This is a genomic window from Bradyrhizobium sp. P3_C3 (assembly GCF_056402655.1).
This window is the reverse complement of the sequence record NZ_JBFUGY010000014.1, coordinates 83844-105823: the sequence shown is the minus strand read 5'-3', so window position 1 is coordinate 105823 and position 21980 is coordinate 83844. Positions and strand designations below refer to the sequence as shown.

Genomic DNA, 21980 nt, shown 5'->3' with positions numbered 1-21980 from the left:
GGCGGTCGGCCGCTCGTCGTTTTTTGCTAGTTCAGGCGCTGTTGGTTGGCCGTGTCGCGATACCAGTCGAACGGCTGCTCGTGGGTCGCGACCATCACGCTCTTGGTGTTGAAGTGGTCGTTGAAGCTCTCGGTGCCGCATTCGCGGCCGATGCCGGAATCGTCGACGCCACCCCAGGGCGAAGCCGGGTCGAGACGGTGGTGATCGTTGATCCAGACGATGCCGGCCTTGACGGAGGCGGCGACACGATGCGCGCGCGCGACGTCGCGGGTGCGGATGGCTGCGGCGAGGCCGAACGGCGAGTTGTTGGCAAGCCGCAGCGCATCGGCTTCGTCCTTGAACGGCGTCACCGAGGTGAAGGGACCGAACACTTCCTCCTGGAAGATGCGCATGTCGGATGTGACGTCGGCGAACACCGTCGGCTCGACGAAATAGCCGTTGTCGTGACCCGGCACCTTCGCGGCAACACCGCCGGTGACCAGACGCGCGCCATCCTCGTGGCCGTAGCCTACGTAGGTGAGAACGCGGTCGCGCTGCCGGGCGGAGATTACGGGGCCCATTTGGGTGTTCGCATCGAAGGGATCGCCGACGCGGATCGTGCGGGTCTTGGCCTGCAGCTTCTCGACGAATTCGTCATAGATCGAAGCCTGGACGATGTGGCGCGAGGCGCAGACGCAGGTTTGGCCGGCGCCGATGAAAGCGCCGAACGCGGCGTAGTTGACGGCGCGGTCGACGTCGAAATCGTCGAACACCATCACCGGCGTCTTGCCGCCGAGCTCCATGGTTTGATGCGCGAACACTTTTGCGGCCGCGCTGCCGGCGATGCGGCCTGCCTCGGTGCCGCCGGTCAGGACCAGCTTGTTGATGTCGCCATGCTCGGCCAGCATCTTGCCGGCGTTCTGGCCGAGGCCGAGAACGATGTTGAAGACGCCGGGCGGAAGGCCGGCTTCGGTGAAGATCTGCGCGAGCTTCAGTGTCGTCAGCGGCGTGTATTCGGAGGGCTTGACCACGGTGACACATCCGGTCGCCAGCACCACGGCCAGCGACTTGCACAGGATCATCAAGGGATGATTGAACGGCGTGCAATTGGCGACGATGCCGATCGGGGTGCGGAGCGTATAGTTCAGATAGGCGCCTTCGACGGGGATGACGGAGTCGCGGCGCGCCAGCGCAACACCGGCAAAGTAGCGGAAGAAATCGGGCAGGCGGGAGAGCTGGGCGCGGGTCTCGTTGACCGGCCGGCCGTTGTTGAGGGTTTCCAGCCGGTACAGGCTGTCGAGATTGGCCTCGAAAGCATCGGCGAGCTTGTTGACCAGCCTGGCACGCGCGCGCGTGTCCATGCCGCCCCAGGCCTTGCCTTCGAACGCCGCGCGGGCGCTCTTCATCGCGCGGTCGATGTCCTCGGCGGTCGAATTGGGAATGCGGGCGATGACGTCGCCGGTCGCGGGATTGCGGACGTCGAGCATCACGCCGTTGCCGGCTTCGACTTCACGTCCGTCGATGAAATTGCCATGGATTTCGACGTCGATCGACGCAGGTTTCGATGGAATGTTCATGATGATCTCTCCTCGACGATGACGGCGTTGCGCTTGAGCGCCGGCAGAACGCGTTTTTCGGTCGCCCCGATATGGGCCTTGATGATGCGCGCGGCGGTTCGCGTTTCGCGGCTCTGCATGGCGTCGATCAAGGCGACGTGCTCGGCGACGAGCTTTGCCGGATCGTGACCCTTCAGATTGGACACACTGACGCGGACCAGCCGGTCGGCCTGGCCGATCAGGTCGCACAGCGCCGTCGCCATGCGGCGATTGCCGGACGCGTGAGCCAGCGCGGAGTGGAAGCCGCGATTGTAGGCGATGAAGTCTTCGTGGTTGCCGGAGAAGCGGCGAAATTCATCGAGCGATTTCAGGACGCTGTCGGGAGCGCTCTCGATCGCTTCAGCGACGCAGGCCGGCTCCAGCGCAAGACGGAAGCGCAGGAGGTCGCGGGCGTCCGACAGCGAGATCGGCGTGACCCGGTAGCCCTGGCGCGGCTGCACCGTCACCAAATGCTCGCGCTGCAGCCTCAAAAGCGCATCCCGAACCGGTTGGCGGCTCACCGAATAGCGTTCGGCCAGATCCTGTTCCCGCATTTCATCGCCCGGAGCGAAGCGGCACGCTAAAATATCAGACCTCAGAAGATCGTAGATGTTTTCGCGCAAAAGCATGATTCTAGGGACCTCGTTGGCTTAAATTTGGCAATCCTGATATTTTACGTCAAGAGCCAAATGCTTGAATTCCCTGACAGTTGATTTATCAATCGGGGGCCTCCACGGCACGCAAACGGGTGTGATCCCGCCGACGAAGTTAAGGAAAGACCGGATATGGACAGGCTTCTTGCCAACGGGACCGTCAACGCCGCGCAATCGGGCGATGGGCCGGCGCTGTTTCTCTTCCACTCGCTGTTGTCGGACCGTGCGAGCTTCGATGCGATCGTGCCCGAGCTTGAGGGATCGTTTCGCACCATCGTGCCGGAGTTGCCGGGGTTCGGCCGTTCACGCGCGGTCGAGGGCGGCCTCGTCGTTGTCGCAGACAGGATGGCGGAGGCCGTGAAGGAGGCTGCGGGCGGTGCGCCGGCGATCGTGCTCGGCAATGGCTATGGCGGCTTCGTCGCCTTGCAGATGGCGATCCGGCACCCGGAGATCGCCAGCAAGCTCGTCCTCGCCGATTGCGGCGCGGCGTTCTCGGAGCCCGGCCGCGAGGCGTTTCGCAACATGGCGAGGGTCTCGCGGGAGAAGGGCCTCGAGGCGATCACTGACGTTGCGATGCGGCGTCTGTTTGCGCCCGAGTTTCAGGAGCGGCATCCCGAACTGATGCGGGATCGTCGTGAAGCTTTTCTGCAGACGGATCCCGATGTGTTTCGCAGCGCATGCGACGCGTTGGCAAGCCTCGATCTCCGCGCCGAACTTGCCGCGGTGAAAGTTCCTGCCCTCGTTCTGGTTGGTGAGCACGACGAAGCGACGCCTCCGCCAATGTCGCGCGAACTGGCCGCCGGTTTGCCGCGCGCCGAACTCAAGGTCATTCCAGGCTGCGCGCACGTGCCGCAGCTTCAGTCGCCGCGGCAGTTTCTCGCAGCTCTCAAGGGCTTCCTGCTTTGATCTGCGCCTTGCCGATGCCGACCCTGCGCTCGAAACGGCGATGCCTTCCGAACGGTTAATGGCTTCTGTGCGACGGCGAATTCACAAGCGGGGATGGTGCTGTCCTGCGCCTGTTTTGCCCGACGGGTCAAACGTCCCTAGGGGCTAGGCTCGCGCCATGCCGGAGCGAAATTCTTCAATGATTTGTACTGTGCATGGGGTTGTTTTCGCATTTTTTATTGGAGCAGCCCCAGGCAGCGAGGACCAGGGCATGAGCCGCCCGCATTGAAGCGGGCCTCCTAAGAGTTTTTATACACAGTTCTGGCACGCTCCGCGCGTCAATATCCGCAACCTGCATCGTCGCCTCCCATTGCGCGCGCGAAAAGACGGGACCCGCGGGCATCGAGGGGGCGTGAGCCATGACTGCAGTTGCTTCGGACGCTGGTCGCGCGAAGGGCGGGATCGTGCCGATCCTGCTATGCGTGGTGCCGTTCAGCCAGATTCCGCTCGATGCCTATACGCCGGGCCTGCCGCAGATGGTGGTGGACCTCGCAACCGATTCTGCATCGATGCAGAACACCGTCACCGCCTACATGCTCGGCATGAGTCTGGCGCTGGTGCCCGTCGGCGTTGCCTCAGACACGCTCGGCCGCCGTAACGTTCTGCTCGCGGGGCTGTCGGTTCTCATCGCGATGAGCATCGCCTGTGCGCTCGCCACCAGCGCATCGCTGCTGCTCGCGCTGCGCTTCCTGCAGGGCGTTGGCGGCTGCACCTGCCTCGTCGTCGCCTATGCGGTTGCGGCCGACTGCTTTCGCGGCCGCGAGCTCACGGCGATCTCTGGACTGCTTGGTGCCGCCTGGGGGCTTGCACCCGTGCTCGCACCGGCGGCCGGCGGCTTCATCGTCGAGCTGACGTCCTGGCGCGGGGTCTTCGTCATCATCGCCGTCGCCGCGGCCATCGTCGCTGCGATCGTCGTGCTGCTTCTGCCCGAGACGCTGCCGGCAGAGCGACGTGCACCGTTCGATCCGCGCCGCACGGCGAGCATTCTCCGCGAAGCGCTCGTCCGTCCGGGTTTCCTGGCCTTCGTGCTGGTGTTCGCCGCCGCGGCGAGCGCGCAACTGGCGTTCGGCGTCGTCGCGCCGTTCTTCTACCAGACCGGCCTCGGTTATTCCGCGGCCATCTACGGCCTCGTCGCGCTCGGACTTGGCGGCGTGAATCTCGCCGGCGAGCTCGGCTGCGCGCATTTCGCGCGCTTCATGCCGGCCCGCGTGATGGGCTTTGGCGCCTTCGCGCTGTTTGTCGCGGGTGCCGCGGTCCTCACCGCGACCGGCATGACGCTTGGTCTCGACTTTATGTCGATCACGATCGGCGGCGCGCTGGTGCTCGGCGGTTGTGGCGTGCTGTGCCCGATGATGTACGGCATGGCGCTCGGCCTGTTCGAGCGCGACCACGGCCTGATCGGCGGCCTCATCAGCGCGCTCTGCTATCTCGCGGTCAGCGGCGCCATGGCGATCGCGGCGGTGTTGCCCGAAGCGACGCAGGCGCCGATCGGCTGGCTCTATCTCGGCCTCTGCGCCGTCGCAGGGACGCTGCTTGCGATCTCGCTGCCTTCGGCGCGCCACGCCATACAGACCTAAGGAAGGAACCCATTCATGACCACCGTCGGTATTCGCGGCACGTTCTTCGACTTCGTCGACGATCCCTGGAAGCACATCGGCAACGAGCAGGCTGCCGCGCGTTTCCATCGGGACGGCCTGATGGTCGTCACGGATGGCGTCATCAAGGCGTTCGGTCCCCATGACAAGATTGCCGCCGCGCATTCGGGTGTCGAGATCACCCATATCAAGGATCGCATCATCGTCCCTGGCTTCATCGACGGCCACATCCATCTGCCGCAGACCCGCGTGCTCGGCGCCTATGGCGAGCAGCTGCTGCCGTGGCTCCAGAAGTCGATCTACCCCGAGGAGATCAAGTACAAGGATCGGAACTACGCGCGCGACGGCGTGAAGCGTTTTCTCGACGCACTGCTCGCCGCCGGCACCACCACCTGCCAGGCCTTCACCAGCTCCTCGCCGGTCGCGACCGAAGAGCTGTTCGAGGAGGCGGCCCGCCGCAACATGCGCGTGATCGCGGGCCTCACCGGGATCGACCGCAACGCGCCGGCCGAGTTCATCGACACGCCCGAAAACTTCTATCGCGACAGCAAGCGGCTGATCGCGCAGTACCACAACAAGGGCCGCAACCTCTACGCCATCACGCCGCGCTTCGCCTTCGGCGCTTCGCCGGAGCTGCTCAAGGCATGTCAGCGCCTCAAGCACGAGCATCCGGACTGCTGGGTCAACACCCACATCTCCGAGAACCCGGCCGAGTGCAGTGGCGTGCTGGTCGAACATCCGGACTGCCAGGACTATCTCGGCGTCTACGAGAAGTTCGACCTGGTCGGGCCAAAGTTCTCCGGCGGCCACGGTGTCTATCTCTCGAACAACGAGTTCCGCCGCATGTCCAAGAAGGGCGCCGCGGTGGTGTTCTGCCCGTGCTCGAACCTGTTCCTCGGCAGCGGCCTGTTCCGTCTCGGCCGCGCCACCGATCCCGAGCATCGGGTGAAGATGTCGTTCGGCACCGACGTCGGCGGTGGCAACCGCTTCTCGATGATCTCCGTGCTCGACGACGCCTACAAGGTCGGCATGTGCAACAACACGATGCTCGACGGCAGCATCGATCCGGCGCGCAAGGACCTTGCGGAAGCCGAGCGCAACAAGCTCTCGCCCTATCGCGGTTTCTGGTCGGTCACGCTCGGCGGTGCCGAAGGCCTCTATATCGACGACAAGCTCGGCAATTTCGAAGCCGGCAAGGAAGCCGATTTCGTCGCGCTCGATCCGAACGGTGGCCAGCTGGCGCAACCCTGGCACCAGTCGCTGATCGCCGACGGTGCTGGTCCGCGCACGGTCGACGACGCCGCGAACATGCTGTTCGCCGTCATGATGGTCGGCGACGACCGGTGCGTCGACGAGACCTGGGTGATGGGCAAGCGTCTCTACAAGCAGAGCTGAAGCGAACGGTCGCGATGAGCGCATCTCCGGATACGGCCGGCCAACCGGTCGCCCTCGTCATCCAGCGCCGGATTGCCGACGACGGCTTTGCCGCGTTCGCGCGGTGGAACGGCGAGGTTGGCGAGGCGCTGAAGGCGTGGCCCGGCTTCCTCGGCCAGGAGGTTGTGCCGCCGCAGCCGCCGGCGCATGTGGACTGGGTGACCATCCTGCGTTTCGCGAATCCGGCCGCTGCCCGCGCCTGGCTTCAGAGCGATGTGCGGGCGAAGCTGATCGCGGACGTGCAGCGCTTCTTCGTCGGTTCGGAGGATGTCCATATCCTTCCCGACACCGGCGTTCAGCGCGACAGCGCGGTCTCCGCCGTGATCTCCTTCAAGGTCCCGGATGGACTCGAGGATGCGTTCCTCAAATGGCAACAGCGCATCCAGGCCGCGGAGGCCGAGTTCAGGGGGTTCCTGCGCCACAAGATCGAGCGGCCTATCCCGGGCCTGCACGACGAGTGGATCGTCATCCTGTCGTTCGACAGCGATGCCAACCTCAATGCATGGCTGGACTCGCCCTTGCGGCAGACGCTGCTTGAGGAGGGCGCGCGCTTCAACGCCGGCATGAACGTGAAGCGGGCGAGCTACGGCTTCAATTTCTGGTTCCCGGCCGGCAAGACGCAGGCTCCGGAGCAAGGGCCTGGCTTAATCTGGAAGAGCAACCTCATCGTCCTGCTGGTGCTCTATCCCGTGGTCTATCTCTGGGGCTATTTCGTCAGCGCGCCGCTGATCGACAGCCACGGCGTGCCGGTCTGGCTGTCGCTGTTCGTCGGCAATCTCGTGAGTACCCAGCTGCTCGGCTGGTTTCTCGTGCCGGCCGCCTTCAGGGCGCTCGACTGGTGGATCAAGCCGAAGGCAGCGCTCGGCCGCCAGATCGCGGGATATGCATTGCTTGCCGCGCTCTATGCTGGCTCGATGGGCTTGTACGCGCTGCTGCTCGCATGGCATTGGGGACGGTGAGGCCATCCACCGTGCGGACCGTTGAGGTGCTGCCGGGGAGAGGTCGCTCTCTGGACGCTGACGACCATGTTCGCCCTGACATTTCTCGGCACCTCCGCAAGCGTTCCCTCAGTGGAGCGCAACCATCCGGCCCTCCTGGTGGAGGCCGCGGGCAAGCGTATCCTGGTTGATTGCGGCGAGGGCACGCAGCGCCAGTTGCTGCGCAGCGGCGCCGGCTTTCGCCGGCTCGACCGCATCCTGCTGACGCACGGGCATCTCGATCACGTGCTCGGCATCCCCGGTCTCTTCTCGACGCTGGGGTTGCGGCAGACCTCCGACGTGATGACTGTTCATGCGGGCCCGGGCACGCTCGACATCGTCGTTCGCATGCTCGCGGGCTTGTGGGGCGCGGGCAGGGCGCCGATCCCCGTGGCGTTCGCGCCGCTGAGCGAGGGGCAGGTCATCGATGCCGGCGACTTCACCATCGACTGCTTTCCGGTTCGCCACCGCGACACCGACAGCTTTGGCTTCTCTTTCCAAAGCCCCGCGCGCCGCCACCTTCTGCCCGAGCGGCTTGCGTCGCTCAGTGTCCCGGACGGGCCGATGCGCGGAGAACTGGCCGCCGGACGGCCGGTCGTGATCGCCGGTCGAACCATCGATCCGGAGGACGTCCTGGGCCCGCCGGGCGGCGGCAGGAAGCTCGTCGTGGTCGGCGACACTGAAACCACCGATGGTCTATCCCGACATGTCGCCGACGCCGACATGCTGGTGATCGAGGCGACGTTCCTCGATCGTGACGCCGCGACCGCGGGGGACTACGGCCATCTCACGGCAACCGAAGCCGCTTCGTTTGCCGCCGCCAGCAACGTCAAGCGGCTCGTGCTGGTCCACATGTCGGGACGATACGAGGATGAAGAGATCTTGGCGGAGGCGACAAAGGTGTTTCCGAATACGCGGATCGCCGCCGACTTCGATCACATCGTGGTCTAATCGCCATCACCGCACTCAGCTCGTCAATCCCGACTTGATCGCGAGATCCTGGACTTGGGCCGTCGCCTGCACCAGCCGCGGCAGTGCCTGGTCGCGGAAGGCCGCCATGTCCATGCGCATCGCATCGACCGTGACGCTCAAGCCGCCGATCACAAAACCCTGAGCGTCGAAGATCGGCGTTGCCAGCGTGCGCAGGCCATAGGCATTCTCGCCGTCGGAGACGGCATGGCCTTTTTTCTTCACCTGATCGAGCCGGGCGAGCAGTGCGTCGAGATCGGTCAGCGTTCGCTCCGACAGTTTGACGCGAGGACGCAACTCGAGCCGCTCGATCTGCTGGTCGCGTGGCAAATGCGCCAGCATGACATGGCCGAGCGCGGCGCTGTAGGCGGGGATCCGCGTGCCCGGCCGGCGGTCCATCTTGTGACGGTCGAGGCCGGCACCGACGCGCGCGAGATAGACCACGTCGCCGCCATCGAGAATGCCGAGCGATGCCGCATCGCCGACATCAGGGACGAGGTCGCGCAGCAGCGGCTCGACGATCGGCCGCAACGAGCCGCGCGACAGCACGGTGTAGCCGAGGTCGAGACAGGCGACGCCGAGACGGAACCGGCGGCTTTGCGGAATGGCCTGGAGATAGCCGAGTTCGGTCAGGGTCCGAATCAGGCGGAACGCCGTCCCGCGATCGAGATCAGCCCGTGCGGCAATCTCACTCAGGGTCAGCTCGAAGGTTTCGCTGGTGAAACTCTTGAGCACGGCAAAGGCCTTGCCGACGGAGGCGACATAATTCTTGGGATTTTTGGCGCTAGTTTCCGATACGCGCTTCGCGGCCTTCCCTGCAGCCTTGGTCATGCTCGAATGCCCCGCCATGACAGCCATGCCCTTGACGTCGGGCCGAGCTGATTTTACGACTGCACCAGCAAATAACAAATGTTCGCATTCCGAACAACATCGTTCTGACGATCGGAGGAAGTTTTGTCGACATCATCGCTGCACCCTCATGGCGTGTTCTCCGCCGCGTTGACGCCGCTCGACGCCGAGCTTGCTCCCGATCATGCGCGCTTTGTGGACCATTGTCGCTATCTGCTCGACGAAGGCTGCGATGGCATCGCGATGCTGGGCACGACGGGTGAGGCGAACTCCTTTTCGGTGGCCGAACGCACCGCGCTGCTCGAGGCGGTGGTGGCTGCCGGCATCGCGCCGCGGCGGCTTTTGCCCGGCACCGGCGTTGCCGCGCTCAGCGACACCATCGCGCTGACGCGCCACGCACTCTCGGTCGGCGTCGACACCGTGGTGATGCTGCCGCCGTTCTACTACAAGAACGTCACCGATGACGGCATCTTCGCCTCCTACAGCGAGGTGGTTCAGCGTATCGGTGATGCGCGTCTGAAAGTCGTCCTCTATCACTACCCGCAGATGTCGGCGCAACCGATCTCGCATGCACTGATCGAGCGGCTGCGCAAGGCCTATCCGGCCACGTTCACGGGCATCAAGGATTCGTCCGGCGACTTCGCCAACATGACGGCGATGGTCGAACGGTTTCCGGGCTTCGCGGTCCTCGGCGGCGCCGATCCGTTGATGCTGCCGCTGTTGCGCAAGGGGGGCGCGGGCTGCATCACCGCGACCTCCAATGTCGTCGCGCGCAGTCTTGCCTATGTCTTCAAGCACTTTGGCGACAGCGACGACGATCCGGCGCTCAAGGCGGCGCAGGCGCGCATCGTGAAGGCGCGCGAGCTGGTCTCGCAATTTCCGCAGATGGCCTCGCTGAAGGCGCTTGCGGCTGATCGCACCAAGCATGCCGGTTGGCAGCGGCTGCGGCCGCCGCTGGAGTCCTTGCCGCCGGACCAGTTGAGAGAGTTGCTTGCGAATGCTGCGGCATTCGCAGCCTCCGCCTAAGCTCGGTACGGACGACGAGGCGACCTGATGTCCGACTCATTCCGGGATGCATTGGCCGGGCTCGCCGCGATCGTCGGCGACAAGCACGTCATCGCGTCCGGAGCCGACCAGGAGCCTTATGTGGTGGACTGGCGCGGGCGCTATCGCGGCCGCGCGGTCGCGGTGGTGAAGCCCGGTTCGACCGCCGAGGTCGCCTCCGTCGTCAAATACTGCGCCGACAGGCGCCTTGCGATCGTGCCGCAAGGCGGCAACACCGGCATGTGCGGAGCGGCGACGCCGGACGATCACGCGGGCAATGTCGTGGTCCGGCTCGACCGCATGCGAGCCGTGCGCGACGTCAGTCCGCTCGCCAACACGATCACGGTGGAGGCCGGCTGCATTCTCGCCGAGGTCCAGAATGCGGCGCGTAGCGTCGATCGCTACTTTCCCTTGAGCCTGGGTGCCGAGGGTTCCTGCCAGATCGGCGGCAACATCTCGACCAATGCCGGCGGCACGGCCGTGCTGCGCTACGGCCCGACGCGCGATCTCGTGCTCGGGCTCGAAGCCGTGTTGCCCGACGGGCGTATCTTCAACGGCCTGCGCGCGCTGCGCAAGGACAACACGGGTTACGCGCTCAAGCAGCTCTTCATCGGCGCGGAAGGCACGCTCGGCATCGTCACCGCGGCGGTGCTGAAACTGTTCTCGCCGCCGCGCAGCTCGGCGCTGGCGCTGGTGAAATTGCTGAGTGTCGCGCAGGCACTCGAGATCATGCAGCGCCTGCGCGGTATGGTCGGCGACCGGCTCGGCAGCCTCGAAATCATGTCGCGCTCGCAGATCGTGGCGATCGCGGAGACCGTGCCGCATGTCACCATCCCGTTCGAGCTGACGACGCCGTGGTACCTGATCGTTGAGCTGACCGACACGCTCGCGGGCGTCGATCTCGACGAGCCGCTCGCCACGGCGCTGGCGGATGCGATGGAGGCCGGCATCGCCGAAGACGTCATCCTGGCCTCCAACCTCGCGCAGGCGAAGGCAATCTGGGCCGTCAGGCATAGCGTGTCCGAAGGCAACAAGCGCAGCGGCTATGTCGTCTCGCACGACAGCGTTGTGCCGCTGGAGCGCCAGGCGGACTTCGTCACCAATGTCGAGGCGCGGATCATGGCCGCTGTGCCGCATGCCCGCGTGGTGATGCATGGCCATATCGGCGACGGCAACATCCACGTGATCGCCCTGATCGACCGTGCGCATTGCCAGGAGCCGGCGACGACGGCCGCCCTGGTGGCGCAAATCAATGAGATCGTCGACGACGAGACCGCAGCGCAGGGCGGGGCGATCAGTGCCGAGCACGGCATCGGAATCACCAATCGCGTCCGGCTGGCCCGTGTCGCCGATCCGCTCGATATCGAGCTGATGCGCGGCATCAAGCGCTTGCTCGATCCGAAGGGCCTGATGAACCCCGGCAAGATCTTTGGCGCGGGAGCAGCATGACGATGACGGTCGTGCGCCTGCTTGCCGACGATCTCACCGGCGCACTCGACACCGCGGCGGAGTTCGTCGGCCTGTGCGGACCGTTCGACGTCACCTGGGCGGATTCGCCCACGACTCCAGGCGCGCAAAGCCTCGCGATCGACAGCGGCACCCGCGAGCGGTCGAAAGCCGACAGCGTCGAGATCGTCGGACGGCTGGCGCCGCAGCTTCAGGGTGGGACGATCGCCTACAAGAAGGTCGACAGCCTGCTCCGCGGTGCCTGGGCGGCCGAGCTCGGCGCCTGCCTGCGCGGCGGCGATTGGGCGTCATGCGTGGTCGCACCGGCCTTCGACTATCAGGGACGCCGCACCGTCGGCGGCCAGCAATTCGCGCGCACTGTACAGGGTGACTGGCATCGCGTCGGCGACAACCTGCTGGACCAATTGAAACTGGAAGGTATCGAGGCGCGGCAGGGCGGCCCTGACACGCTCGCGCAAGGTGGCGTTCAGGTGTTCGATGCCGAGAACGACATCGACCTCGATCGCGTCGTCGAAATGGCGCGGCAGATGCCGGGGCCCGTGCTGTGGTGCGGAAGCGGCGGGCTGGCCGGCGCGCTCGCCCGCGGCCATCGCGCCGATGCCGCGAGCCGGCTGAAGCGGCCGGTGCTGGGGCTGTTCGGTTCCGACCAGGCCGCCACTGCCTCCCAGCTCGCAGCATGTGGCGAAGCCACCATCGCGTTGGCCGAAGGTGAGGGGGGCGCAGGCGTTCAACGCAAGCTGGCTGACGATGGCGTGGCGCTGGTGAAATTCGCGCTCGCGGATGGCCTTTCGCGCGCCGAGGCCGCCCAGCGGATCGCGCGCGAGCTGACAACGCTGATTTCGGCTCTCGATCCGCCCGGAACCTTGATCGTTGCTGGCGGCGAGACCTTGAAGGCCGTATGCGTTGCGCTCGGCGCGCATGCGCTCCAGGTGACGGGGCGTATCGTGCCGGGGCTACCACGCTCGATTCTGCAAGGCGGCCGCTGGGCCGGCGTGGATGTCATCTCGAAATCCGGCGCGTTCGGCACCAGTGAGCTGTGGCGCGATCTGCTCCGGGACAATCATTTGCTCAATACGGGGAGCCCGACATGACCTCTCGTCATCTTGCCATTACCATGGGCGATCCGGCCGGGATCGGCCCGGAGATCATCGTCAAGGCCTGCGTCGGGCTGAAGGACCGGATCGCGACAGGCGATCTGCGCATCCTGATCATCGGCAGCGGCGCCGCGCTCGATGGTGCCAGGGCCGCGCTCGGCGCTGCCGTTGCGATTCCGGAGGTGAGTGCTGACGATGCTGACTGGCCGAACCTCTGTTTCCTCCAGGCGGATGTCGAGGGCACCCCGATCAAGCCCGGCGTCTTGAGCGCCGACGGCGGCCGCTTTGCCTACAAGGCGATCGAGCAGGGCGTGCGACTGACGCAGGCCGGGCGGACCTCCGCGATTGTCACCGCGCCGCTCAACAAGGAAGCACTCAACAAGGCCGGCTATCATTTCCCTGGACATACCGAGATGCTGGCGCACCTCACCGGTGTGCGCGGATCGGTGATGCTGCTCGCCCACGGCAACATGCGCGTCAGCCATGTCTCGACCCACGTGGCGCTGGAAGACGTGCCGAAGCGCCTGACGCCGGAGCGTCTGCGCATGGTGATCGATCTCACCAACGAGGCCTTGCTGCGGCTCGGTATCGACAAGCCGAAGATTGCGATCGCCGCGCTCAATCCGCATGCGGGCGAGGGCGGTCTGTTCGGCCGGCAGGATATCGACGTTTCGGCACCGACGATTGCCAAGGCCGTCGCCGATGGCCTCGACGTCGTCGGCCCGGTGCCCGGCGACACCATCTTCGTCAAGCTGCGCGCCGGCCAGTACGATGCTGCGGTCGCGATGTATCACGACCAGGGGCACATCCCCGTCAAGCTGCTGGGCTTCCAGGTCGATCCCGCGACCGGCCGCTGGCAGGAGCTCTCCGGCGTCAACATCACGCTGGGCCTGCCGATCATCCGCACCTCCGTCGATCATGGCACCGCCTTCGACATTGCCGGCAAGGGCATTGCCAACGAGCACAGCCTGATCGAGGCCATCGACTATGCCGAGCGGCTCTCCGCTGGCGTCTCCGCCTCCAAGTCATGAGATCTAGCGCACGATGACCAACGCTTTCACGCCCATCGAAATCCAACGTCCCACCATCCTGGAATTCGGCAACGGCACCATCACGGCTGCTGCGCGCTTCGCCGAGCGGATCGGCGCCAGGCGGCCGCTGGTGATTTCCGATCCGTTCAATGCGCGCCGCGTCGATGCGCTGGCGCTGCCGGGGGCAGTGAAAGTGTTTGGCGACGTCAAGCCTGAACCGGACCTGCCTAATCTGGAGAAGGCGGTGGCGATGGCGAAAGAGGTCGCGCCTGATCTCGTCGTCGGCTTCGGCGGCGGCAGCGCGATGGATCTCGCCAAGCTGGTCGCGGTGCTCTGCACCAGCGACGTGGCCTTTGCCGATATCGTTGGGCCGGAAAAAGTCGCCGGCCGCAGCGTGCCGCTGATGCAGATCCCGACCACGTCGGGCACCGGCAGCGAGGCCGGCACCCGCGCGCTCGTCACCGATCCCGTCAGCCAGAACAAGCAGGCGGTGCAGAGCCGCTTCATGCTCGCCGATATCGCCATCGTCGATCCTGATCTCACAATGACCGTTCCGAAGGAGGTCACTGCGGCCACCGGCGTCGATGCGCTGGCGCATTGCGTCGAGGCCTACACCAGCCGCAAGGCGCATCCGATGATCGACCTTTATGCGCTCGAGGGCGCGCGGCTGGTCGGGCAATATCTCAAGCGGGCGGTCGCCGACGGCGGCGATCGCGAGGCACGCGCGGGTCTCTCCCTGGCCTCGCTCTATGGCGGCTATTGCCTTGGACCGGTGAACACCACCGCGGGGCATGCCGTCGCTTATCCGCTCGGCACGCGCCATCATGTCGCGCATGGGCTCGCCTGTGCCGTGATCTTCCCGCATACGCTGGCCTTCAACATGCCGGCAGTCGAGGCGAAGACGGTCGCGGTGCTGGCGGCGCTCGGCCTGCCGGCGCAGAACGATGCGAAGCTTGCATTCGACGCCACTTACGATTTCTGCAAGAATCTCGGCATCGAGATGCGTCTGTCCGCGCTCGGCGTGCCCAGGGACGATCTCGGCGTGATGGCCGACGAGGCCCATGCCATTCGCCGCCTGCTCGACAACAATCCGCGAGACCTCGGCCGGGATGCGATCCTGAACTTGTACGAGGTCGCGTTCTAGTCACCTCCGCCGCGCGCGGCACCCAATCAACAAAACAGTAACAGTAGAGGAAACTTCGATGAGATCGATGTGGCTTGTTCTTGCCGCAGCCGTGCTGCTGGCGACGTCGCCGGCAAAGGCACAGGACGGCTATCCGGCCAAGCAGGTGACGGTGATCGTCCCCTTCGCCGCCGGCGGCACCGCCGACATCTTCCCGCGCATGGTGTCGAACCATCTGCAAGTGAAGCTCGGCAAGCCGTTCGTGGTCGAGAATGTCGGCGGCGCCGGCTCGATCCTCGGCGTGACGCGGCTGGCGAAATCGGCGCCTGACGGCATCACGCTCGGTCTTGCCAGCACCTCCGCGCTCGCGATCAACCCCACGCTCTACGGGCCCAAGCTCAGCTACCAGCCGGACAGGGACCTGGTGGCGGTCGCCCAGATCAGCGTCGTGCCGAATGTGCTCGTGGTGAATCCGAACAAGATCAAGGCGCGCACCGTGCTGGAGCTGATCGCCTATCTGAAGGCGAACCCGGACAAGGTCTCGTTCGGCTCGGCCGGCGTCGGCACCTCGCAGCATCTCGCCGCCGAACTGTTTCAACAGATGACCGGCACCAAGATGGTGCATGTGCCCTACAAGGGCTCCAGCCAGATGTTGACGGATCTGTTGAGCGGCCAGATCGATCTTGCCTTCGACAACGTGCCGCTGCTGCTGCCGCAGGTGAAGACCGGCCAGCTCGCGATGCTCGCCACTGCAACGCCCAAGCGCGCCGCCTTCGATCCGGAAGTCCCGGCCGTCGCCGAATTCCTGCCGGGCTTCGAAGCGGTGGCCTGGCACGGTTTCTTCGTTCCCGCGGCCACGCCGAAGCCCATCGTCGAAAAGCTGTCGGGCGAGATCCGCGCCTTCATGCAGCAGCCCGAGACGGTGCAGAAGATGGCCGAGCTCGGCGCCGCCGCGGTTGCGGTCGATTCCGAACCTTTCAAGGCCTACATCGCCTCCGAGACCGAGCGGTGGAAGAAGGTGATCGAAGCGGCGAATATCAAGCTGGAGTAGGCGACGGTCGCTTATCTGGCGGACGGGTCGCTGTCGGCTCAGCTTCCTCACGAGCCCCGTTGAGCGCGGGGCTCGGCCCTCATTCGAAGAATTCGCCAACCCAGTTGTGCCTGACAGCCTCGACATGCCAGCCCATTGCACGTTGCGCGTTCGGCAGGGGATCCGGCACGTCGCTGCGGACGTGGCTGTCGAGGCCTCGCGCACAGTGCGCGTGTCGTCCTTCGCTCCGCAGGCGAAACCTGCCTTGTGACTCGAAAATCCGGCTGTAGCCGTCGGTCGGGAAGAATGTTCCTGCGATCGGAAAGTGGGTCGGCTGCTGCCGAAGCATCAGGAACGTGATGTCCTCCGCGGTTTCCGACAGGAGAATTCCAACGGCCGTGTTGATCGGCGCGAGGCCGATCGGAGCTTCGGCCTCCGGTTCAACCTTGCCCGGTGCGCTCGCGATGGTGATGAACTCCGAGTTCGGACCGCAGCGGGACACGATGATCCATCGCCGGACCTTGCGTCGGATCGAAATCGGCCGATGATAGGCCGCGAACGAAAATTCCGCTGCCATAGCAACGACAAAGCCATTTTTCCACATACCGGCCATCTAACCCGTTACGGTCGAGGGCCGATCATCATGTGGGGGCGTGAAGCCAGCGTGAATTCGCACGGTTGTGGTGTCATCGCACGAATTTCTTGACCTGCCGCAGGGGCCTTGATGGCATGCTGTCGATCGAAGCTGTACCCTGTCGGGTAGCGGAACCGACCGATGGAAGCGTCGAAGGCAACCAATCTGTTCGAGCGGCTGGCCGCATATCTGGCGGGCCCGCCAGCGCACGGCCGCGATCGCGACCTGGAATCCATCCTCGAGAAACTCGAATACCTCCCGTCGGGTGGGGCGGAGCCGTCGGAGACGCGCAATCGCATTGCGCTGCTCGAAGCGGCGGCCAGATTTTCCGACGTCTTCCAGCTGGTCTCCCGTGATGCTCCGGGAGTCACGTTCTTCGGCGCGGAGATCAGTGCGACCGGCGTCGATTCCACCATCTCGCATCAGGCTCGCTCGAGTGCATCCGGCGCCGGTCTCTCGCTTCGTCAGGCTTTCGAATCATGCATCGGAGAAGGGGTCGAATACCTCTCCCAGTTCGAAACCGTGCTGGATCGGCCTCAGCAGGGCCCGATCGCAGATGGACTTGCCGCCTTCGATCCCGCATCCCGGTCGGTCCTCTCCGAGTTCATGCGCCTGTCGGCGCGCAACAACGTCGATTGGATCGAAGCAACGCAACTATCGAGCGGCCGGTCGGTGCCGTTTCCGGCGGACCTGTGCCTGCGCCGCACGCCCGAGCGAAGCGCGCTCACGCCGCCATTCAGCCTGAGCTCGGGCTGCGCGGCCGGCACCTCGTTCGAGACGGCTGCGTTGCACGGGATGCTGGAGCTGGTCGAGAGGGATGCGGCGAGCCTGTGGTGGCGCGGCGGCCTTCGCGGGCGGCAGGTTGCGCTGGAGGGGCACGCCGCGGCAACGGCCGCAGCCTGGGTTGCGCAAGCGCGCGGCGGCGTCACGACGAGGCGAACCTGGCTGCTCGAGATCACCACCGACATGGAGGTGCCTTGCATCGTCGCGATCTCCTGCTGCGCCGATGGCAGCGGCTTCGCGTGCGGACTGGCTGCACGCTTGAGTGTCGAAAATGCAGTCCGCTCGGCGCTGACGGAGATGTGCCAGATGGAATTGGCCTATGCCGTCGTCGAGCAGAAGCGCCGGGAAGGAGGCGACGAGCGGCTGAACGAACATGATCATCGCCACGTCGCTCGCAGCACGCTGATCGATGCCGCGAGTTGCGCGTTGCTGCATCCGATCGCGCCCCGCCACGCAGCCGCGGAGTTCAGCCCGGACACGCCCGCGCGGCAGCTCGCTGCATTGGTCGAGAGACTGTCAGCCAGAGGCGTCGAGACGTTTGCCGTCGATCTGACCCGTCCCATGTTCGGGATTGCCGTCGTTCGGATCGTCGCGCCGGCGCTCCAGATGGAGCCGTCCGAAGTCGCGACCGAACGTCTGGTGTCCGCTCGGCGCAGGACCGGAGGAGGCGATGCCTATACACGTGGAATTAGTTTGTTATAGTTGCTGTTATTCCCAAAAGCGGTTTATCGGAGCGGATCCAAAGTGAGCGCTCGAGCACCTCTCTCGAAGTCCATTGCAAGGGAAGGTGGAATTCCCAAGCCGAGCGAAAACCTGTCGATTTCCGTTTTGGGCGGTCTGTCCGTCGCATTCGCGGGGCGGGAAATTCGGGTCAAGAGCCGAAAGTCGCGGGCGGTTCTCGGCTACCTGGCATTGACGGATCGCCACCAGGAAACACGTGAGCGTCTGGTCGGGCTGCTGTGGAGCGAGTCCGACGAATACAAGGCGCGTGCGTCGCTTCGTCAGGTCCTCCATGAGTTGCGGGAAACGTTCCTGGAGGCCGGATATGACGGGTTTCAGATCGAGAAAATGCTCGTCGAAATGGACCGCGATCGGCTGCGCGTCGATCTCCTGGACACCTTGCGAGAGGCCGAAGCGCAACAGGCGCATCCGCTGCTGATGAGCGCGCCAGGTGTCATGGAAACTCTTCTCGCGGGCCTCGACGATATCGACCCGTCGTTCCGCGTCTGGCTTCTCGCCAAGCGGCAGACCTTCCATGATCGCATCTCGCGTGCACTCGAGGCCGGCCTCAGGAACGTCGGACTTGCCGTGGCGAACCGGCGCGCGCTGGCCGAGGCCATCCTGAGTCTCGACCCGACCCACGAGGAGGCGTGCCGCTACGCGATGCAAACGCGCGCGGAAGAAGGCGACCTGTCCGGCGCGCTCCGTGCTTACAAGACCTTGTGGAACATTCTCGACGATGAATACGGGATGGAGCCTTCGACCAAGACCCAGCAATTGATCGCCGACATCAAGAACGGCCAATTCGAGGGTGAGGCCGCATCCGTTGCGGGCGATCAGACGCAGCGCAACGGCGCGCAGGTTCCGGCTGCCGATGAAGCGCCGAGACAATCGCCGGCCTCGTCCCGGGCGACGGCCAAGATCGCGATCCTGGTCGATCCGTTCAGCATGAATGGCGTAAGCGCGGATCGCGTCCACCTCGTGACGGGCTTTCGACATCACCTCATCGCCTGCCTGACCAAATTCCGCGAGTGGTATGTCGGAGACGGCACTGCGCAACAACCCGTGGCGCCGGGAGAGCGTGCGGCAGCGTCCCGCTACAGCGTGGCGGCGACCGCCTATCAGGCGGGTGACACGATCAGCATGGTGCTGACGCTGCGAGAGACGAACACCGGCGTCTATATCTGGAGCGACACGTTCGAGTTGAAGCTCGAGAACTGGTTCCAGGTGCAACAAAGGATCGTGCAACGTACGGCGCTCTCTGTGAACGTCTATCTGTCGACCGAGCGGCTGACGCGCGTGGCTGTCGCGCCGGACGTGTCCCTGGACATCTACGACCGCTGGCTTCGCGCACAGGCAAGCTTCGGAAGCTTCAGCGCTGAACATTGGCGCGCTTCGACCGCGCTCCTGACCGAGGCGATCGCCGTCGCTCCGAACTTCTCGCCGAGCTACAGCGCGCTGGTTCAAATGAACAATACCGAGCATCTCGTCTTTCCGGGCCTGTTCCGCGATTTGACGAAGGCGAGGTCCACGCTCGAGCTTGCGAGAACGGCGGTGCAGCTCGACCCCGTCGATTCCAGGGCCCAGCTCTGCCTCGGCTGGTCGCAGGCGATGCTGATGCAATATTCGGAAGCCAGTGCCCACATCGATCTGGCATGCGAGCTCAACGGCAACGATCCCTGGACCTTGCTGTCGGCAGCGTCCTGCCAGGGGTTTTGCGGCAATTTCGAGCGCGGCAACGAACTCGTGGCAGAAGCTCTCAAGGTGTTCTGGTCGCCGCCGCCACTGCACTGGCCCTATCGCGCCGTTCTTCAGTTCATGCGAGGCAATTACCTGGAGGCGATCGAGGGGATCGATCGCGCCAACAACGTGGCGAAGACGCTCCCGGGCTGGAAGGCGGCCGCACTGTTTCATTTCGGCAGGACGGAAGAGGCGCGCCTCGAGGCGAGGAAATTCCTCGATGGAATCCGCGCGATATGGTTCGGCAAGCCGCCCGCCGACCAGGAGATCGCGCTCTGGCTGCTCCATGCGCATCCAATTGCCCGTCGCGAGGATTGGGAGCGCCTGCGCGATGGCATAGGCGGCGCAGGCGTCCCGGTCGTTGGCTTCAGGCATCACGCATGGTGAGCGGGTGCCTGCTCATCCGCAGAACTTGATCGTGTACTCGCCGACACGCTTCGAATGGAACTGCAGCCTGCTGCTGGGGGTATCGTTCTTCAGGCTGCTGTCGTTCATGTCGCTCGCGTAGAACGGCGGCATTGGGTAAGGGGAGGTGCCTTGCACCTCCTTTTCGGCCTCATTGAGTAGCTCGGCCGGCGGCAGCTTGATCAGCAGCTTGCCGTCATCGTAGGACGTCTCGATGAAGACAAGCTCGGTGAATTTCTGGGGATATTTCGCCATGACGTCGGCCTTCAGGAGCTGGTCCTGGAATTCGGCGACGGTGGTCGGGCGCGACGATCGATCGCGAGCCCATTTTTTCACGAGGTCGCCCCACTTGTCATAGTTTTCGACGTCGAACATCTCGAATTTCATTGCGGTCTCCCTTGGCTTTCCGCCGGCGGCATTGCCGGCCGTTCGAAAAAAGGTCAGATCGGCTTCCTTCAGGTCGTCGAAACTGGCGGCGAACGGAGCGGTCTCGGCCGGCTCTGTATCGGTGGACCGCGCCGGCCGATCGTAGACGTCCCAAAGTCGACGGTGATCCTAGTTTGGCAACGTGATTTGAACGTGAATCGTCGTTCGCGGGCGGGGAGAGCGGCTGCATCGGCGCTCGGGGGAGAAGCACAGATCCGCTTGACCCGTTGAGACGCCTCTCGACCGCCGAATTCACGCGCCTTTCACGATCAGCTTCGCCTTGCAAGCCTATCCTTCCTCCGCCGCCAAAGCACGGTCGGCCGGAAACCGATCGGCCCGTGCACAGTCGCAAGAGACAACCGCGGGAGAGGAGCATGATACTCGCGACGAGCGCCGAATGGATCTACTACTTGCTGCTCTGTGGCTTGCTGGGGATGGTCGGCCAATGCGTTCGCGCCATCGGCGGGGCGAAGAAGGTGCACGATCAGGCGCGAGGCCTGAGCGCGGGCTTCAAGGACGTGTTCGACGGGTCGGCGTTTCTGGTATCGATAGTGATCGGCTGCGTGGCGGGGATCTCCGCGGGGCTTATGGTCGAGCCGAAGGAAATCGGCCGGCTATTTCTCCTGAGCGTCCTGGCGGCCGGGTACGCCGGCGCCGACTTCATCGACGCGTTCGTGAAGAAGAGCGTCCCCGACATCAACAAGGTTGCGGAAGCCTCCAAAGCCGTCGGCGGGCCGGAAAACTTGCCGGCCGTGAAGGCGCTTGGCGGTGAGGCTCCGGCCGTCGCTAACGCGATCCGCGCCAAGGCGGCAGCCGGGACTTGAAGGCCTGGCGGAGGAGGAGCCGGTGATCGGGTGGTTTGTTGGGGCCTGATGTCGGTCCGTCCGGTTGCGCCGATTTCACAGGCGAAAGGCCGGCGCCGCGCGTCGGGACGAGGGGCGGACAATTCGCAGCTTGGCAAAGGAGAGACGTGTCATGACTGTCCTGCTGAGAAACACCTTCAAGGCCTGGATCGACCGAGCGCCGGGCGCGCCGCCCAGGCTGGTCATGGTCGGCGACGTGAGGGTACCGACCGATGGCTGGCAGGCCCGGCTGACCAGGCGCTCGCCGCAGGGGATCAATCCGAAGATCCTGATCCTCGACGTTAAGACGCAGCAGCCCGGCGGCGAAGCGCAGGAAGCGATTACCACGATCCCGCTCCGCTACGAGGAAAGCCCGCCGCAGGACGAATACGGCCAGGTGATGATCGCGAATGGCAAGGCCGAGATCGTGGTTCGAGTCTGCGGCTCGAACTAGCGGGGAGCGGATGAAGCAGCAGACGGGGGATTTTCGGCCGCGGGCATCAGCGAACTGAATCAGGCGATGACTGCGCCGGCGGGTCTTGGTCACTGGCGCAGTCGCGCCGCCGGTTCACAGGCCCGTGCACCGCAGCGCTTGCCAGCCCAAGGCCGAGCGGGTAGAACGCTGCCACGCCTGAGCCGTGATTT

General features: G+C 64.9%; 20 protein-coding genes. 15 read left to right on the top strand and 5 right to left on the bottom strand.

Features of this window, described 5'->3' with window-relative positions; genetic code table 11:
• Positions 1–26: 26 nt before the first annotated feature.
• Together AC1DW2_RS18415 and AC1DW2_RS18410 are read right to left on the bottom strand one after the other, a co-directional pair.
• Positions 27–1556: an aldehyde dehydrogenase gene (locus tag AC1DW2_RS18415; RefSeq protein ID WP_477006843.1), complete on the bottom strand. Its 1530-nt coding sequence runs from the start codon at positions 1554–1556 to the stop codon at positions 27–29.
• On the bottom strand, positions 1553–2203 hold the full coding sequence (locus tag AC1DW2_RS18410; RefSeq protein WP_028146609.1) for a GntR family transcriptional regulator: 651 nt from the start codon (positions 2201–2203) through the stop codon (positions 1553–1555). The genes AC1DW2_RS18415 and AC1DW2_RS18410 overlap by 4 nt, the downstream gene beginning before the upstream one ends.
• Positions 2204–2359: 156 nt before the next feature.
• On the opposite strand from AC1DW2_RS18410, the gene AC1DW2_RS18405 reads away from it, so the two are divergent.
• The 5 genes from AC1DW2_RS18405 to rnz all read left to right on the top strand — a co-directional run bounded on the left by AC1DW2_RS18405 (position 2360) and on the right by rnz (position 8129).
• On the top strand, positions 2360–3133 hold the full coding sequence (locus tag AC1DW2_RS18405) for an alpha/beta fold hydrolase (protein WP_477006842.1): 774 nt from the start codon (positions 2360–2362) through the stop codon (positions 3131–3133).
• 398 nt (positions 3134–3531) lie between these two features.
• Complete coding sequence (locus AC1DW2_RS18400) at positions 3532–4749, top strand: multidrug effflux MFS transporter (protein ID WP_477006841.1); 1218 nt, start codon at positions 3532–3534, stop codon at positions 4747–4749.
• 15 nt (positions 4750–4764) lie between these two features.
• Positions 4765–6162, top strand: coding sequence for a guanine deaminase (guaD, locus tag AC1DW2_RS18395; RefSeq protein WP_477006840.1), 1398 nt, complete (start codon positions 4765–4767; stop codon positions 6160–6162).
• 14 nt (positions 6163–6176) lie between these two features.
• Entirely contained in the window at positions 6177–7160 is a 984-nt protein-coding gene (locus tag AC1DW2_RS18390) for an antibiotic biosynthesis monooxygenase (protein ID WP_477006839.1), read from the top strand.
• 66 nt (positions 7161–7226) lie between these two features.
• On the top strand, positions 7227–8129 hold the full coding sequence (rnz, locus tag AC1DW2_RS18385) for a ribonuclease Z (RefSeq protein ID WP_477006838.1): 903 nt from the start codon (positions 7227–7229) through the stop codon (positions 8127–8129).
• A gap of 15 nt (positions 8130–8144) precedes the next feature.
• Here rnz and AC1DW2_RS18380 read toward each other — a convergent pair whose 3' ends face one another.
• Entirely contained in the window at positions 8145–8978 is an 834-nt protein-coding gene (locus AC1DW2_RS18380) for an IclR family transcriptional regulator (protein WP_477006837.1), read from the bottom strand.
• A 123-nt stretch (positions 8979–9101) separates the two neighbouring features.
• Here AC1DW2_RS18380 and AC1DW2_RS18375 point away from each other — a divergent pair, with 123 nt between their 5' ends.
• Genes AC1DW2_RS18375 through AC1DW2_RS18350 form a run of 6 tightly spaced genes read left to right on the top strand, consistent with a single transcriptional unit; the run spans position 9102 to position 15806 of the window.
• On the top strand, positions 9102–10022 hold the full coding sequence (locus tag AC1DW2_RS18375) for a dihydrodipicolinate synthase family protein (RefSeq protein WP_063983889.1): 921 nt from the start codon (positions 9102–9104) through the stop codon (positions 10020–10022).
• 27 nt (positions 10023–10049) lie between these two features.
• A complete protein-coding gene (locus tag AC1DW2_RS18370) occupies positions 10050–11489 on the top strand; it encodes an FAD-binding oxidoreductase (protein ID WP_477006836.1) in 1440 nt (479 codons plus the stop codon).
• Positions 11490–11491: 2 nt separating this feature from the next.
• Positions 11492–12598: a four-carbon acid sugar kinase family protein gene (locus AC1DW2_RS18365; RefSeq protein WP_477006899.1), complete on the top strand. Its 1107-nt coding sequence runs from the start codon at positions 11492–11494 to the stop codon at positions 12596–12598.
• Positions 12595–13632: a 4-hydroxythreonine-4-phosphate dehydrogenase PdxA gene (pdxA, locus tag AC1DW2_RS18360; protein ID WP_231144609.1), complete on the top strand. Its 1038-nt coding sequence runs from the start codon at positions 12595–12597 to the stop codon at positions 13630–13632. The genes AC1DW2_RS18365 and pdxA overlap by 4 nt, the downstream gene beginning before the upstream one ends.
• A gap of 13 nt (positions 13633–13645) precedes the next feature.
• Positions 13646–14776: an iron-containing alcohol dehydrogenase gene (locus AC1DW2_RS18355; RefSeq protein WP_477006835.1), complete on the top strand. Its 1131-nt coding sequence runs from the start codon at positions 13646–13648 to the stop codon at positions 14774–14776.
• 58 nt (positions 14777–14834) lie between these two features.
• The gene (locus tag AC1DW2_RS18350) at positions 14835–15806 is read left to right on the top strand and encodes a Bug family tripartite tricarboxylate transporter substrate binding protein (RefSeq protein ID WP_477006834.1); all 972 of its coding nucleotides are present in this window, start codon (positions 14835–14837) and stop codon (positions 15804–15806) included.
• Positions 15807–15885: 79 nt separating this feature from the next.
• Here AC1DW2_RS18350 and AC1DW2_RS18345 read toward each other — a convergent pair whose 3' ends face one another.
• Complete coding sequence (locus tag AC1DW2_RS18345) at positions 15886–16287, bottom strand: hypothetical protein (protein ID WP_477006833.1); 402 nt, start codon at positions 16285–16287, stop codon at positions 15886–15888.
• 273 nt (positions 16288–16560) lie between these two features.
• Between AC1DW2_RS18345 and AC1DW2_RS18340 the strand changes: the two genes are divergently transcribed.
• Positions 16561–17904: a YcaO-like family protein gene (locus tag AC1DW2_RS18340; RefSeq protein WP_477006832.1), complete on the top strand. Its 1344-nt coding sequence runs from the start codon at positions 16561–16563 to the stop codon at positions 17902–17904.
• Between the two features lie 210 nt (positions 17905–18114).
• Positions 18115–20049 (top strand): BTAD domain-containing putative transcriptional regulator, encoded by a 1935-nt coding sequence (locus AC1DW2_RS18335; RefSeq protein WP_477006831.1) that lies wholly within the window; start codon positions 18115–18117, stop codon positions 20047–20049.
• 12 nt (positions 20050–20061) lie between these two features.
• Here the strand turns inward: AC1DW2_RS18335 and AC1DW2_RS18330 are convergent, their stop codons facing one another.
• The gene (locus AC1DW2_RS18330) at positions 20062–20454 is read right to left on the bottom strand and encodes a hypothetical protein (RefSeq protein WP_477006830.1); all 393 of its coding nucleotides are present in this window, start codon (positions 20452–20454) and stop codon (positions 20062–20064) included.
• Positions 20455–20867: 413 nt separating this feature from the next.
• Between AC1DW2_RS18330 and AC1DW2_RS18325 the strand changes: the two genes are divergently transcribed.
• On the top strand, positions 20868–21317 hold the full coding sequence (locus tag AC1DW2_RS18325; RefSeq protein ID WP_477006829.1) for a hypothetical protein: 450 nt from the start codon (positions 20868–20870) through the stop codon (positions 21315–21317).
• Positions 21318–21468: 151 nt separating this feature from the next.
• Complete coding sequence (locus tag AC1DW2_RS18320) at positions 21469–21789, top strand: hypothetical protein (protein ID WP_477006828.1); 321 nt, start codon at positions 21469–21471, stop codon at positions 21787–21789.
• The last annotated feature ends 191 nt before the right edge of the window (positions 21790–21980 follow it).